General features: G+C 48.1%; 14 protein-coding genes and 3 tRNA genes. 9 read left to right on the top strand and 8 right to left on the bottom strand.

Annotation, left to right across the window (positions count from 1 at the left end; all coding sequences use genetic code 11):
• Positions 1–70: 70 nt before the first annotated feature.
• The 3 genes from DSM2777_RS22140 to DSM2777_RS22130 form a co-directional block, all read right to left on the bottom strand.
• A complete protein-coding gene (locus DSM2777_RS22140) occupies positions 71–445 on the bottom strand; it encodes a DUF805 domain-containing protein (protein ID WP_061555164.1) in 375 nt (124 codons plus the stop codon).
• A 133-nt stretch (positions 446–578) separates the two neighbouring features.
• The gene (gene fhuF, locus DSM2777_RS22135; RefSeq protein WP_082790906.1) at positions 579–1,370 is read right to left on the bottom strand and encodes a siderophore-iron reductase FhuF; all 792 of its coding nucleotides are present in this window, start codon (positions 1,368–1,370) and stop codon (positions 579–581) included.
• A 315-nt stretch (positions 1,371–1,685) separates the two neighbouring features.
• Entirely contained in the window at positions 1,686–2,705 is a 1,020-nt protein-coding gene (locus DSM2777_RS22130; RefSeq protein WP_237087798.1) for a GGDEF domain-containing protein, read from the bottom strand.
• A gap of 336 nt (positions 2,706–3,041) precedes the next feature.
• Between DSM2777_RS22130 and DSM2777_RS22125 the strand changes: the two genes are divergently transcribed.
• Positions 3,042–3,344, top strand: a complete 303-nt coding sequence (locus tag DSM2777_RS22125; protein WP_080950923.1) for a DUF1435 family protein — start codon at positions 3,042–3,044, stop codon at positions 3,342–3,344.
• 105 nt (positions 3,345–3,449) lie between these two features.
• On the opposite strand, the gene DSM2777_RS22120 is transcribed toward DSM2777_RS22125, so the two are convergent.
• The 4 genes from DSM2777_RS22120 to rsmC all read right to left on the bottom strand — a co-directional run bounded on the left by DSM2777_RS22120 (position 3,450) and on the right by rsmC (position 5,068).
• Positions 3,450–3,536, bottom strand: a tRNA-Leu gene (locus DSM2777_RS22120).
• A gap of 47 nt (positions 3,537–3,583) precedes the next feature.
• A tRNA-Leu gene (locus DSM2777_RS22115) sits at positions 3,584–3,670 on the bottom strand.
• Positions 3,671–3,704: 34 nt separating this feature from the next.
• Positions 3,705–3,791, bottom strand: a tRNA-Leu gene (locus DSM2777_RS22110).
• A 236-nt stretch (positions 3,792–4,027) separates the two neighbouring features.
• The gene (gene rsmC / locus DSM2777_RS22105) at positions 4,028–5,068 is read right to left on the bottom strand and encodes a 16S rRNA (guanine(1207)-N(2))-methyltransferase RsmC (RefSeq protein WP_046459848.1); all 1,041 of its coding nucleotides are present in this window, start codon (positions 5,066–5,068) and stop codon (positions 4,028–4,030) included.
• Positions 5,069–5,253: 185 nt separating this feature from the next.
• Between rsmC and DSM2777_RS22100 the strand changes: the two genes are divergently transcribed.
• From DSM2777_RS22100 to DSM2777_RS22065, 8 genes are all read left to right on the top strand, one after another.
• A complete protein-coding gene (locus DSM2777_RS22100; RefSeq protein WP_046459849.1) occupies positions 5,254–5,664 on the top strand; it encodes a DNA polymerase III subunit psi in 411 nt (136 codons plus the stop codon).
• Positions 5,633–6,100, top strand: a complete 468-nt coding sequence (gene rimI, locus DSM2777_RS22095) for a ribosomal protein S18-alanine N-acetyltransferase (RefSeq protein ID WP_082790905.1) — start codon at positions 5,633–5,635, stop codon at positions 6,098–6,100. The genes DSM2777_RS22100 and rimI overlap by 32 nt, the downstream gene beginning before the upstream one ends.
• 158 nt (positions 6,101–6,258) lie before the next feature.
• Positions 6,259–7,848 (top strand): peptide chain release factor 3, encoded by a 1,590-nt coding sequence (gene prfC, locus DSM2777_RS22090; protein ID WP_046459851.1) that lies wholly within the window; start codon positions 6,259–6,261, stop codon positions 7,846–7,848.
• A 528-nt stretch (positions 7,849–8,376) separates the two neighbouring features.
• A complete protein-coding gene (osmY, locus tag DSM2777_RS22085) occupies positions 8,377–8,991 on the top strand; it encodes a molecular chaperone OsmY (protein WP_025799072.1) in 615 nt (204 codons plus the stop codon).
• 137 nt (positions 8,992–9,128) lie between these two features.
• On the top strand, positions 9,129–9,290 hold the full coding sequence (locus DSM2777_RS23980) for a DUF1328 domain-containing protein (protein WP_004846733.1): 162 nt from the start codon (positions 9,129–9,131) through the stop codon (positions 9,288–9,290).
• A 309-nt stretch (positions 9,291–9,599) separates the two neighbouring features.
• The gene (locus DSM2777_RS22075) at positions 9,600–10,796 is read left to right on the top strand and encodes a patatin-like phospholipase family protein (RefSeq protein ID WP_046459852.1); all 1,197 of its coding nucleotides are present in this window, start codon (positions 9,600–9,602) and stop codon (positions 10,794–10,796) included.
• Between the two features lie 8 nt (positions 10,797–10,804).
• A complete protein-coding gene (locus DSM2777_RS22070) occupies positions 10,805–11,590 on the top strand; it encodes a TatD family hydrolase (protein ID WP_061555461.1) in 786 nt (261 codons plus the stop codon).
• 233 nt (positions 11,591–11,823) lie between these two features.
• Positions 11,824–13,089, top strand: coding sequence for a NupC/NupG family nucleoside CNT transporter (locus DSM2777_RS22065; protein ID WP_174521889.1), 1,266 nt, complete (start codon positions 11,824–11,826; stop codon positions 13,087–13,089).
• Between the two features lie 159 nt (positions 13,090–13,248).
• Here the strand turns inward: DSM2777_RS22065 and DSM2777_RS22060 are convergent, their stop codons facing one another.
• Positions 13,249–13,782, bottom strand: a complete 534-nt coding sequence (locus DSM2777_RS22060; protein ID WP_025799079.1) for a YgjV family protein — start codon at positions 13,780–13,782, stop codon at positions 13,249–13,251.

Raw genomic sequence — 13,782 nt, 5'->3', positions numbered from 1 at the left:
TGAGGTATTAATTCTATTTATATATAAGGCAGTCTAACCCACCGATGGGTGGGTTAGTGGTGATGCGATCTTATTGAATGATGCCAGCAGGTTGCTCAGCTTTTGGGTCTGCGCCATAACGGTTCGCGCCCGTGGTTCCTGCTTTGCAGAGATAGATCAGTAGAATGATTGGTCCAACTAAAGGAATGAAGCTAACAAAGTAAAACCAGCCAGAATGCTCAGTGTCATGCAATCTTCTGGCTGTGAGCGCCATACTAGGGATGACAACCGCAAGTACATACAAGATCAGGATAACGTTTATGATAGCGCTGCCTGATATGAGTGCTAGTGCAAATATGATCCCGCACACGATGCCGTTGATAAGGCCAAACATCCAATATTCTTTGCGGCGGGCCCGACCATTAAAGTTAGCGTAATCTTTTAATGCCTTGATATACCAATTCATTGAAAACATATCCTTTGTTTTTAAGTCGCACAAGGATACGTAATGGAGGGGGAGTTCTTCTGACGCCGATCAAGAAAGCTATTACTTGATTTAGTAGTAATAGATAAGAATGTTTTAAGTTGACTCCGTCTTTCTAACCCAGCGTGAGCGGGCAATCACCGCACTCTTTCATCTTAGGCAGCTTATAGCGTTGGCAGCAGGTACGGCGCTGGATAGTGCCGTTACGCATTAGTACGGTGCGATAGAGTGGGTTATCTTGGCCATCGGGGAAAGAGGCAGAGAAAAAGAGAGCTTGTTCAAGCTGTGAGAAAAGCGCATCGCCAAGCAAGGGGCGTAATTCCCCTAAATACCAATGCATCACATAGCCAATATTGCTCCACATCAGCTTGGCGTTCAAAACACCTTGGCGGGCAATCGCGTTTACCGCTGGGATCAGATGACGCTCAACCAAGGACACCATACGCTGTAGCGGAGTGCTGTTACGGGCATCTCCTGCCATTAACTGCGGATAATAGATAAATGCCTCAGGGCGCCCGCTTTCATGAAAACGAACTTTGAACTGCCGAATATGCGGGTCGAGAGGCGCTGATTGCTGGAGCAGCAACAGCATCATCGGGGGCACCAATAAACCAAAATACCATTGCGCCCACAGGGATTCTAACGGTTTGGCTTCCGGCGTTTTGTCGGGGTATTCAGCGTAGTGTTCTTGCTGATAGCTTGCCATGAGCTTGGCGTAGGTTTCTGCGGCTGACCACTGCATAGCGGATAAATCGTGGTTAGCAGCGGATTCATCAATCAGAAACGTGGTGAGAAAATGAGGGTAGTGTTGGCTAAAAAGCGCAGTCAGCTCTTCCGCTTCTGGCGGAAAAGCAGGAAAGACGGCTGGAAAGTAGGCATCAAACTCAGTCAGCGCAGTTATCTTCACCACAACACCCTAGAGATTAAGTATCAAAACGCAATAGTACTGATAACTATTATCAATCGCAAGATGGTGATTGAACGAAATGTGTCATAGCGTCCAATTGGGTGAAATCGCAAATCGATAGTGATGACGAAGCTAGATGAATGACATCAACATCGTGGACGCCATAAGATAGGCAAGTAAGGAAAGGTGAGTTACGGTGCGGGACTATATTTTTTATAATAATTTATATTTTAACCAACCTATCTACCGATCGCGGATAGGCTGTGCTTAGCTAGATAGAAAATATTTTCCTATCTAGCAGATTATAAAAAGAAATTAGGTTTCTTTTTGCAATAAAACTCTATTACGACCTTTCTGCTTTGATATGTACAGCGCCTGATCGGCACGCGTTATGGCATTTTCCAAATTATTGCCGTACATCTCAGAAAGCCCCGCTGAAATTGTTACCACGTTGCTTCCATTTGGCTGGTATTCATTGATTAACGCCAACTGTTCTACGTGCAAACGAATATGCTCGCATATTTGTATTGCGAGGCTTTCAGACGCATCACGTAAAATAAGTAAAAACTCCTCGCCACCATAACGAATAGCCAAATCTCTGGTACGAACGGCTTCTTTGATAATTTGAGCAATGCTTTTTAGCGCTATATCGCCGTATTGATGACCGTAGTGATCGTTATAGAGTTTAAAGAAATCAATATCTAACATGACGACAAAATGTTTATGCTCAGTGTCGCAATCGCTGCCCATATGATGGAATTGAAACTCAAGACCACGGCGGTTAAGCAACGTGGTAAGGGGGTCAATCATGCTGAGATCGCTGAAGCGCGCTCTGTCTTGTTCTAGTTGAGTGACCAACCTACGTGTAAATGCCTCACGCCGCCGCGTCATTGCGTGGTGCAATGACAGTGCGATGATCGGTAATGTTAGAACGAATAAAATGCGCGTCATATTGTGGAAGTCTTCCAGCACAATAACGGTCATTGCGACGGGAACGGCATTAAGGCAGAACGCTAATAAGTTGTCAGAAAGCGTGACGGCAGCAATAAAGAATATGCTGAACAGATTGATCAATAAAAATTCATGGCTGTTGGCATCAACATGCTGATATTTAGCAGCTATATGAAAAGACCACAGCAATCCTAGCAATAGCGACGCGACGTTGAGCTTCAGCAGATATTTGTCGCGATGCCATATCAATGAGAAGGCTGAAAATAGGCAAAAGACAAAAACGCCAATTCCCGCAAGCGTATATGGCGGGTCTGTCTGTAATGGATTGAGCAGCGCATAAAACGATGTAGCTCCATTTAACAGGATAAATAGCAGAAATGTCATATGGCTTTTGCTATTTAATAGGTCGTCGTAGTTTTTTGCGTTCATTAAATAAGGCTCGTGACTGTCAATATCGCTCAAATAAAAATAAAAAATGGCATAGATAAGTTAGCTGTTAGACAAGAATTTTCTTAGGGATGTCTGATGTGGCGATAAAACTAACAGCTTTGATCTAAGATGTCATGCGCTTGTAATCAATGTGGGTTATATCGTCATTTTTTGAGTAAAAATCGGACAATGGCTTCACGGCAGCTGCCTCTTTTATGCCTTTACACATACATAATTCATGGGTGAAACGGTTTATGACTCGGTATATGATATTGGGAATTATTATCATCTATGGTGCGGATTATGCTGATTGCTGCGATGGCGTTTCTGGTGGTGTGGGGGATAAGTTTATGGGCGTGTAAATCTCTCAGCGGGATTTGGGGGATAACCTTGCCAACGTTAGTGCTCCCGATGCTGATTGTTTCCAATCTCAACTTATCTTTTTTAAAAGGCATGATGGTGCTGGCAATGTTGGTCACGCTAGCGATGCTGTTTAATCCACGTCTGCGCAACTATGTGCTACTGCCATCAGGGCTGGCTCTGGCGGGAGGATTAGCGACAATTTCATTAAATTACAATTACTTTGGGATTTAATATGCGGATATACGAGCGAGAAATTATTTGAATTGAAAGGGAAATGATAAAAAGTAAAACAAAGGGATTTGAAGAAGACTAGCTGAGGAAGAAGAAACAATCTGTTGGTGCGAAGAGAGGGACTTGAACCCTCACGTCCGTAAGAACACTAACACCTGAAGCTAGCGCGTCTACCAATTCCGCCACCTTCGCACATCAGATTACTTTTCTGTACTGCAGTTTGACTATGCTCACCAGCTTGGTGCGAAGAGAGGGACTTGAACCCTCACGTCCGTAAGAACACTAACACCTGAAGCTAGCGCGTCTACCAATTCCGCCACCTTCGCAAGATGCTGTGAAGCATAAATCATTGTGGTTATTTGGTGCGAAGAGAGGGACTTGAACCCTCACGTCCGTAAGGACACTAACACCTGAAGCTAGCGCGTCTACCAATTCCGCCACCTTCGCATACCGTTTACGTCGCTTTGCAGCAACATAACCACGGAGGCGAATTCTAGAGATTTTCGCGGTTACGTCAACACTTATTTCCCCATCAATGCTTGTTTGATGCGCGTTTGCTGAAAATGTGGGCATTTATTTTGTAAATCACGATAGGACAATGAATTATCGTGATCAATAGCACGGCATGCAGAAAAGCAGGAGGGGGCGCTGGTAAACCGAGGTTTACCAGCTAAATGCAGAAATTAACGTTTTTTCTTAGCCATGGCTGCACGGCCTAAGCGCGCTGAATACACTTTGAAACGGCCAGTTTGTGCAAGCACTTCGTGAGCGCCAAAAACATCGTCCAACAGCTGCGGATAAGGCAGGAAGGCGTTAGCCACGATACGCAGTTCACCGCCGATTTGCAGCTGTTTAGCCGCGCCGCGGATCAGGGTTTCAGCAGCGGTTAAGCTGGTTTGCATGCCGTCATGGAACGGTGGGTTCGAGATAATCATGTCAAAGCGTCCGGTAATGTCGGAATAGACGTTACTGGCGATGACTTCGCCCTGAATTTCGTTAGCAGCAAGCGTTGCACGGCTAGATTCAAGCGCAGCAGCGCTGACATCGCTTAGCGTCAGCTTAATTTTCGGTGACATTTTTGCCATTGCGGCAGACAGCACGCCTGCACCACAGCCGACGTCTAGAACTTTGCCTTTCATGTGTGGTTCAAGCGAAGACAGCAGCAGATGGCTGCCGACATCCAGCCCGTCGCGGCTAAATACACCCGGTAAGGTGGCGATAGTCAGGCTGCCAGTCTGGTAGTTCTCCCACCAGTCTTCGAGCTTGAAATCACTCTGTTTTTCTAAACGGCCGTGATACAAACCGCAGCGGCGCGCGCTGTCGATTTTATTCAGCGGGCCAAACGCTTCGATGACACCTTCGGCGCTACGCACGCCCGCGCGGTTTTCGCCGACGATAAACAATTCAGTGCCAACCGGCAGCAAAGAGAACAGGTTTTGCAGCTGGAACTGTGCTTCTTGCTTGCTCTTTGGCCAGTAGTAAATCAGGGTGTCGCAATCGGCAACCAGCTCTGCATCAGCCGTTAGCCCAAACTGGCAGCGCTCTGCCATAGTGCGGCTCAGTTGCTGCCAATGATGATATTGGTTGGTGTGAACACGAACCTCTGCCGCTTCAAACTGTGCTGGCAGGGTATCTTGTAAATCGCCTGCAAAGAGGACTCGGCGTGATTCGAATTCCTCGCTGTGGCGCAGAATGACTTCGCTGGCAGGGGTAAATAATGACATTAAACGTGTTTCCTTAGGTTAACTAGCCGCGCAGTATATACCCAAACTACGTGGAGTTGCAGCCAACACCGCGCCGCTTCGTGCAACAAGGAGATTGAGCTTTAATGACGCGGGTTCGCTAGCTTTGCTAGAATACGCGGCAATATCGTTTCTTTAACGTCATTTTGACACTTTAGCAGGACAGTATGGCCACCCGACGCGACCTTCTTTTACAGCAGCTTGGTATTACTCAGTGGGTGCTGCGGCGTCCAACGGCGCTGCATGGCGAGATTGCGGTGAGTGTACCTAGCTCGACCCGCTTGTTAATTGTTTCTGCGGAGCCGATTTCTCCCGACGACGTTTTGTTGTGTGACGTTCTCAAGGCATTGATGCTCACACCGGATCAGGCGGTTATTCTCACGCCTGAACAGTACGCGATGCTTAATGATGGTGCGGAATATTATGTTTGGTGGCTAGGCGATCCTCCGGCTACCGAACGCGCAAGCGCTACGCTGCATTCTCCGGCGCTCAGTGCGCTTTACAATAACTCAGGCGCTAAACGCGCGCTATGGCAGCAAATTTGTCATGATGAACAACATTTCTTCCCTAAAGCGTGAGATCTCACCTCTCACCGAGGCTGATTTTACAGCGGCTTTTGACATCGAATGTGCCAGCCACGCGTTTCCGTGGACGGAGAAAACGTTCCTCAGCAATCATGGGGAGCGTTATTACAATCTAAAATTAGAGTGTGATGGAAAACTCGCGGCTTTTGCGATTACGCAGGTGGTGCTCGATGAAGCCACGCTTTTCAACATCGCCGTCGCTCCCTCGTACCAACGCAAGGGACTTGGCCGTGAATTGCTGGATGCGTTAATTGCAGGCCTCGAGGAAAAAGACATCGTGACATTGTGGCTAGAGGTACGAGACTCTAACCGCGCAGCGATCGCGCTTTATGAGTCGTTAGGCTTTAACGAAGTTTCAATACGTCGCAATTATTACCCCACCGCCGATGGCCGCGAAGACGCCCGTATTATGGCGCTACCGCTGGGCTGACGACCTTTCCTCAGATAATTACATTATTGCGCGTTGTCTAACCTGACTAAATCAGGGAAAATAGCCCGCTATACCTTTTTTATTCCCGCTTTGCGTAACAATAAATCGTCTGAATTACGGGCGTTGGCGCAGGGTGGCTAACGATAGAACGTAAAAACATGTCTCCTAGTGAATACGCTCGCGAAGTGGCTAAACGCCGCACTTTCGCAATTATTTCTCACCCCGATGCCGGTAAAACCACGATCACTGAAAAAGTTCTGTTATTCGGACAGGCTATTCAAACCGCGGGTACGGTAAAAGGGCGCGGCTCCAACCAGCATGCTAAATCTGACTGGATGGAGATGGAAAAACAACGTGGTATTTCGATTACCACCTCGGTGATGCAGTTCCCTTACCACGATTGCTTGGTAAACCTGCTCGACACCCCAGGGCACGAAGACTTCTCTGAAGATACCTATCGTACCCTGACCGCCGTTGACTGCTGCTTGATGGTAATTGATGCGGCAAAAGGTGTCGAAGATCGTACCCGTAAGCTGATGGAAGTTACGCGTCTGCGTGATACGCCGATCTTGACCTTCATGAACAAAGTCGACCGCGAAATTCGCGATCCGATGGAGTTACTGGACGAAGTCGAAAACGAGCTGCGTATTGTATGTGCGCCAATCACTTGGCCAATCGGCTGCGGTAAATCGTTTAAGGGTGTTTATCACCTTTATAAAGACGAAACCTATCTGTATCAAACAGGTAAAGGCCACACTATTCAGGAAGTCCGCATCGTTAAAGGTTTGGACAACCCTGATCTAGACGCTGCCGTTGGCGACGATCTGGCAGAGCAGCTGCGTGGCGAGCTTGAGTTGGTGAAAGGCGCTGCGGCTGAATTTGATAAGGACGATTTCCTCAATGGTGAATTGACCCCTGTCTTCTTTGGTACGGCGCTGGGTAACTTTGGTGTTGACCATATGCTTGATGGTTTGGTGGATTGGGCTCCTGCGCCAATGCCACGTAAGACCGATACTCGCGTAGTTAGCGCTGATGAAGAGAAGTTCACCGGTTTTGTGTTTAAAATTCAGGCCAACATGGACCCTAAACACCGTGACCGCGTAGCCTTTATGCGCGTGGTGTCTGGCCGTTATGAAAAAAGCATGAAACTGCGTCAGGTCCGCACGGGCAAAGACGTGGTGATCTCTGACGCCCTGACCTTTATGGCCGGTGACCGTTCGCACCTTGAAGAAGCCTATGCGGGCGACATCATTGGTTTGCATAACCACGGCACGATTCAGATTGGTGATACCTTCACTCAGGGTGAAGATATGAAGTTCACCGGTATCCCGAACTTTGCGCCAGAGCTGTTCCGTCGTATTCGTCTGCGCGATCCTCTGAAACAGAAACAGCTGCTAAAAGGTTTGGTTCAGCTGTCAGAAGAGGGTGCGGTGCAGGTGTTCCGCCCAATTCATAACAACGATCTGATCGTTGGTGCAGTCGGTGTGCTGCAGTTTGAAGTGGTGGTAGCACGTCTGAAAAGCGAATATAACGTTGAAGCTATCTACGAATCCGTCAACGTTTCAACCGCACGTTGGGTTGAGTGCGATGACGTGAAGAAATTCGAAGAGTTCAAACGTAAGAATGAGCTGAACTTGGCGTTGGATGGCGGTGATAATTTAGCCTATATTGCGCCAACGATGGTTAACCTTAATCTGGCTAGCGAACGCTATCCTGAAGTGAAATTCCGCAAAACTCGCGAGCATTAATCGTTTTGTTCGTGTAATTTTTCTGCTGAATTTGCTGATAAACCGCACTTATGTGCGGTTTTTTTATACCCAAAATTCGCAGAATCGTCTTAATAAGCCGCTTTTTTGCACAAAAAAACGCCGGTTATTGTGATCTAAACTGCATTTTTTTGTTACTGGGCTATAGTTATTCCAGTGGCGCATGACACCGAGAATTAATCGGTTTGATTAGATTAGTTTAACAGTTGAGTGCTTTGCCAAGGTGACAGTAGATGCATAACGTATTGATTTTGAATCAGCAGACTAACGATTGATAGTTTGAAAAATGGATGATGGTGTCGTCTACAAGACGTGTTTTCATTCCGTGATTTGTTAATCGTTTGTTTGTTAATTGCTGGTTTGACTACTTCTCACTGAGCCGATGGCGAACGACAGGCTACGTTTTTAAGCATTAGCACAGCGAGTCTCCGATGAGACGATGTGATTAAGGGCTGAAAGAAATACGGCCCACGGCGTTAAGCCGTTACTGAAATCAAAAGGAAGAAATCGATGAAAAATACCAAGTTTGCACGTTCAATGATGGCAATTGTTTTAGGTTCTGTACTGGTTAGCGGTAGTGCTATGGCAGAAGAAACCTTAATGCAGAAAGCACAAAGCGCGGCTGACTCTACCGGTGCGAAAATCGATAGCTCCATGAAGAAAGTTGATGGTTACATGGACGATAGCGGGATTACCGCTAAAGTTAAAAGTGCACTGGTTGATGCCAAAGATATCAAAAGCAACGATATCTCTGTAAATACCAACAAAGGTGTCGTTACCCTGAACGGTTTTGTCTCTTCACAAGATCAGGCAGAACGCGCAGTGACTCTGGCGAAAGGTGTTGAAGGCGTTAAATCCGTGAGCGATAAGCTGCACGTGAAAGATAGCACCAAGGCCAGCGTTAGCGGATACGCCAGCGACACGGCGATCACTAGCGAAGTAAAAGCGAAATTACTGGCTGATGACATCGTCCCATCACGTAATGTGAAAGTGGAAACCGAAAATGGCTTGGTACAGCTTTCCGGTACGGTGAAAACCAAAGCTGAATCCGATCGTGCTGAAAGTGTTGCTAGCGCGGTGGAAGGTGTAAAAAGCGTTAAAAATGATCTGACGGTAAAACAGTAATCTGCTTTCCCTGGACGCATCTCTTATGAGCGCGTTCGGTGTGATTACCTATGAGAAACAAAGACCTTTTAGAAACAAAGAGAAGAGCGTCGTTGGTCGACACTTCATTTTTATTTTAGGCAAGGTAAGGAGAGCATATGTTTCGTTGGGGAATTATCTTTTTAATCATTGCATTAATCGCTGCAGCATTAGGTTTTGGTGGTCTGGCCGGTACAGCGGCGTGGGCAGCTAAAGTGGTGTTTGTAGTGGGTATTATTCTGTTCTTGGTCAGCCTATTTACAGGACGTCGTCGTCCTTAGGTAAGGATACCTTTAGCGCTCATTGTTAGGATGATTCGACATGAGCGATAGGGGTATCAAGACCAAATCCGCCATCCATTTTTAATGGAAAGCACAAAAGGTTTGTAAATATGAACGGTGACATTGTTGTCGGTAAGTGGAAACAGATTCGCGGTCAAGTCAGGTCTACTCTGGCTGAATGGCTTGACAGTGACGGCGAATGGCTTGCTGGCAACAATGATTGCCTCCTTGGATTGCTGCAAGAGGATTACGGAATTGCGCAAGACAGGGTATCCTCGGAGGATGTGAAGACTCATTGAGGATGGATGGTTGGGATACAGAATACCGATTACGCTGGGCAATATAGAGCCGCTAGCGTACAAACCCTACCAGCCGGGTAAAATTGCGCTGGTATGTGAAGGCGGCGGTCAGCGCGGTATTTTTACCGCTGGCGTGCTGGATGAATTTTTGCGTGCGCGCTTTAACCCCTTCGATCTCTATCTCGGCACTTCTGCCGGAGCACAAAACCTTTCCGCTTTTGTCTGTGGCCAACCGGGCTACGCTCGGCGCGTCATCACTCGCTATACCACCTCTATTGATTTCTTTAATCCGTTACGCTTTGTCCGCGGTGGGCACTTAATCGATCTTGATTGGTTAATTGAAGCGACTGCCAACGATCTGCCGTTAGCGATGGATTATGCGGAACAACATTTAGTCGATGGCCGTCAGTTATTGATGTGTGCCAGCCGCACTGAAGATTTCGCCCCTACCTATTTTCCTGCTCAGCGTAAAAATTGGCTGGATGTGATCAAAGCTAGCAGCGCGATCCCAGGGTTTTATCGCTGGGGCGTTGAATTAGACGGTGTGAGTTATCAAGATGGTGGGATCAGCGATGCGATCCCGGTGCGTGAAGCTCACCGACGCGGTGCGGATACCATTGTGGTGATACGTACCGTGCCATCGCAAATGTTCTATACCCCAAAATGGATGCGCAGAATGGAAGGCCTGCTGGGTGAAAGTAGCCTGCAGCAAATGGTCAAGATGATGAAGTACCACGAGAAAAGCTATCGTCGTATTCAGCGCTTCATTGAGAAACCGCCGGGTAAGGTGAGGGTGTTTGAAATCTATCCGCCGAAGCCGTTGGCGAGCCATGCGCTAGGGAGCAAAATTGCTGCCTTAAATGCGGATTATCATCTCGGACGCCGCTGCGGTCGCTATTTCTTAGCCACCGTTGGACATTGGCTATTGCCACGAGAAGATCAGCCTAATGTAGACAAACGGGCGTTCTCTCGTCGCCTACTACAGCCGTCAGATACGATTTCTCCTGAAATGCCGATTGTGGCGTCAACGCACTCGGCAGCTAAAAATGGCATTGTTCTGCCGGAACCGCAAACCAATATGGTGGCGGAGAAGTCTCTGATATTGCCTGACAGCGTGCATCTGGATAAAAGTACTCGGCAAACCACCATTGACCCTAGCGCTGCCAAAAAAGCAGATAAACCTTCTTCGCAGGACAGTTCGACGTGACAGATCCTATGGCTGCTGCACAGTTCGTTGATACTCACTGCCACTTTGATTTCCCGCCCTTTAGCGGTAATGAGTTTGCAAGCCTTGAGCTAGCCTACGCACAGGGAGTGCGTAGCATCATCGTTCCCACCATCAGCGCACAGCGTTTTCAGCAAGTGCTCGAACTGGCGAACCGTTACTCGATGCTGTACGCCGCGTTAGGCCTTCATCCGCTGTATATCGCCCAGCATCGTGAGCAGGACATTGATATTCTGGCACAAGCATTGGCGCTGAAACCCAATAAGCTGGTGGCAATCGGTGAGATTGGTCTTGATTTGTTTATGGATGACCCACAGCTTGAGCGACAAATTTCATTGCTAAAAGCTCAGCTAAAACTGGCGAAGCAATATGATTTACCGGTGATCCTGCATTCGCGTCGCTCCCACGATCAGCTAGCCCGTGAGTTGAGACATGCAGCGGTACCGCGATGTGGCGTGGTACACGGTTTTTCTGGCAGCCTTTCTCAGGCACAGGCTTTCATTAAGTTAGGCTATTTTATCGGCGTTGGTGGCACGATAACCTACGAACGAGCGCAGAAAACGCGGCAGGTGATTGCCCAATTGCCATTAAGCGCATTACTGCTGGAAACCGATGCCCCCGACATGTCATTGGCGGGTTATCAAGGCCAGCCCAACCGCCCTGAACGCGTGCGTCAGGTGTTCGAAACGCTATGCCAGCTCAGGCCCGAATCTCCTGCAGTGATTGCTGAGGCCATATTGGTAAATACTGATAGATTATTCGGTATTTCCGCGTAGCTTTAGATTCATTGCTAACTATTCTAAATGCAGCTGAATTATTCATTTTTATTGATGTGATGTGTGTCTCATTTTAATGATTTTGGATGCTTCAGGTTGTATAAAACTGTGACAGCGCTGACCAATAATTCTTCTCTCCTCGGTATAATCGCCGCCATCGGCAATGTGAATCTTTCGTCGATACTCAATCAAAAAATCTAACGCGTTACAGGGACTATTCCATGCAACTTATTATGAGCGTGGTAGGGATGGCGGTACTCATTCTGATTGCCGTGCTACTTTCGAGCAATCGTCGTGCTATCAACCTACGCACCGTGATTGGCGCATTTCTTATTCAGGTCGTTATCGGCGCGTTCGTGCTTTATGTTCCCACTGGGCGGGATGTGTTGGGTGCCATGTCCTCCGGCGTCGCCAACGTGATTGCCTACGGAAATGAAGGGATTTCATTTATTTTTGGCGGGCTGGTGTCTGACAAAATGTTTGAAGTCTTCGGCGGTGGCGGGTTTGTATTCGCACTGCGTGTTTTGCCCGTTATTGTTTTCTTCTCCTCATTAATTGCCGTGCTGTATTACCTCGGCATCATGCAAATCGTTATCCGTTTACTCGGCGGCGGTTTACAGAAACTGTTGGGCACTTCCCGCACAGAATCCCTGTCTGCAACCGCAAATATCTTTGTGGGTCAGACTGAAGCACCGCTGGTGGTTCGTCCTTATATCGCCACTATGACGCAATCTGAGCTGTTTGCCGTAATGTGTGGTGGTTTAGCTTCGGTGGCGGGTTCGGTATTGGCAGGCTATGCGCAAATGGGCGTGCCGTTAGAGTATCTGATTGCGGCGTCATTTATGGCGGCTCCGGGCGGCTTACTCTTTGCCAAGCTGATTGTGCCTGAAACAGAAAAAACTCACGACAAAACTGACGCAGCGGCGCTGATTGCTGAAGAAGATCGTCCGGCTAACGTGATTGATGCGGCAGCAGCGGGTGCGGCATCCGGTATGCAGTTGGCGTTGAACGTGGGTGCCATGCTGTTGGCATTTATCGCGCTGATCGCGCTGGTCAACGGCATGCTGGGCGGCATCGGTGGTTGGTTCGACTATCCACAGCTGTCGCTGGAATTGATCTTAGGTTGGGTCTTCTCGCCGATTGCTTATCTGATTGGTGTGCCGTGGAGTGAATCCCAGATTGCAGGTTCCTTCATTGGTCAGAAGATTATCGTGAATGAGTTTGTAGCATTCATGAACTTTGGTGAATATCTCAAGGCGGATGCAGAAGTGACCGCCGCGGGCTTACAGGTTCTTTCTGACCATACCAAAGCGATTATCTCCTTTGCACTGTGCGGATTTGCTAACCTCTCCTCGGTGGCTATTTTGCTTGGAGGCTTGGGAAGCATGGCGCCTACGCGTCGTCATGATATCGCCCGCTTCGGTCTGAAAGCCGTAGCCGCAGGGACGTTATCAAACCTGATGAGCGCCACAATCGCTGGATTCTTCCTCGCGCTGTAATGGTTCTACTCAATCTCCAGCCCGCTCGTTGGGCTGGAGGTTTTGACCTCTCGATAGATTAATGCCGATTATTTGATAGCCTGATTTTAGGGGGAGCGCCCCGCGGGGTGGTAGACCCGTGTATCTCGATCTCTTAAACGATCTGGCATGTCTCTATCGCTAAGCCTTACCTTCGACTTTAAACGGATCGATACCGCGCAGCTGCATGCGGCGAAAACGGATAATATTGAAGCCGTTCATCAGCAAAAAACTTCCTTCAATCAGTGAACCACCAATCGATCCCAGCCAAATATTGTGCGTGACCCAGCAAGCCGTGGAGCACCACATAACGCAGCGCGTGGTTAATCCTTTGGTTCGGAAAAGCGCCCAGGTACTGGCAACGGTGCCGATAATTGGCAGCAGCTCCATTGCGTGCTGTAGGCTATAGCCGCCAAATCCCAGCGTGAGGGCAATAAAAATAAACATCACCCAATTGCTGCGTGTGCGGGTAGATATCACGGTACGAATGGCATTAAGCTCGGCGGCAGCAGCGGCTGAATGCGCGCCCATCAGGAAAAAATGCAGGCCAATAATGGCTGAGTAAATAGAGAGTTGGTATTTAAAGCGCAGCTCATTGCGATTGAAGAAAGTGGTGATACCCACCAGAAAAGCAAAAACGCCCACGCCCTGCGCAAACCACTCGTAGCTGTGCAT

Source organism: Obesumbacterium proteus (genome assembly GCF_001586165.1).
GTDB classification, from domain to species: Bacteria; Pseudomonadota; Gammaproteobacteria; order Enterobacterales; family Enterobacteriaceae; genus Hafnia; species Hafnia protea.
This window is presented reverse-complemented; position numbering and strand designations above follow the sequence as displayed.

What these genes read in the sequence shown, in the direction of transcription:
- DSM2777_RS22070 (WP_061555461.1), top strand. Translation starts at nt 10,805, where the DNA reads ATGGCTGCTGCACAGTTCGTTGATACTCACTGCCACTTTGATTTCCCG.
- DSM2777_RS22100 (WP_046459849.1), top strand. Translation starts at nt 5,254, where the DNA reads ATGGCCACCCGACGCGACCTTCTTTTACAGCAGCTTGGTATTACTCAG.
- rsmC (WP_046459848.1), bottom strand. Translation starts at nt 5,068, where the DNA reads ATGTCATTATTTACCCCTGCCAGCGAAGTCATTCTGCGCCACAGCGAG.
- DSM2777_RS22065 (WP_174521889.1), top strand. Translation starts at nt 11,824, where the DNA reads ATGAGCGTGGTAGGGATGGCGGTACTCATTCTGATTGCCGTGCTACTT.
- DSM2777_RS22060 (WP_025799079.1), bottom strand. Translation starts at nt 13,782, where the DNA reads ATGCACAGCTACGAGTGGTTTGCGCAGGGCGTGGGCGTTTTTGCTTTT.
- osmY (WP_025799072.1), top strand. Translation starts at nt 8,377, where the DNA reads ATGAAAAATACCAAGTTTGCACGTTCAATGATGGCAATTGTTTTAGGT.
- prfC (WP_046459851.1), top strand. Translation starts at nt 6,259, where the DNA reads ATGTCTCCTAGTGAATACGCTCGCGAAGTGGCTAAACGCCGCACTTTC.
- DSM2777_RS22125 (WP_080950923.1), top strand. Translation starts at nt 3,042, where the DNA reads ATGGTGCGGATTATGCTGATTGCTGCGATGGCGTTTCTGGTGGTGTGG.
- DSM2777_RS22130 (WP_237087798.1), bottom strand. Translation starts at nt 2,705, where the DNA reads ATGACATTTCTGCTATTTATCCTGTTAAATGGAGCTACATCGTTTTAT.
- DSM2777_RS23980 (WP_004846733.1), top strand. Translation starts at nt 9,129, where the DNA reads ATGTTTCGTTGGGGAATTATCTTTTTAATCATTGCATTAATCGCTGCA.
- DSM2777_RS22140 (WP_061555164.1), bottom strand. Translation starts at nt 445, where the DNA reads ATGAATTGGTATATCAAGGCATTAAAAGATTACGCTAACTTTAATGGT.
- rimI (WP_082790905.1), top strand. Translation starts at nt 5,633, where the DNA reads ATGATGAACAACATTTCTTCCCTAAAGCGTGAGATCTCACCTCTCACC.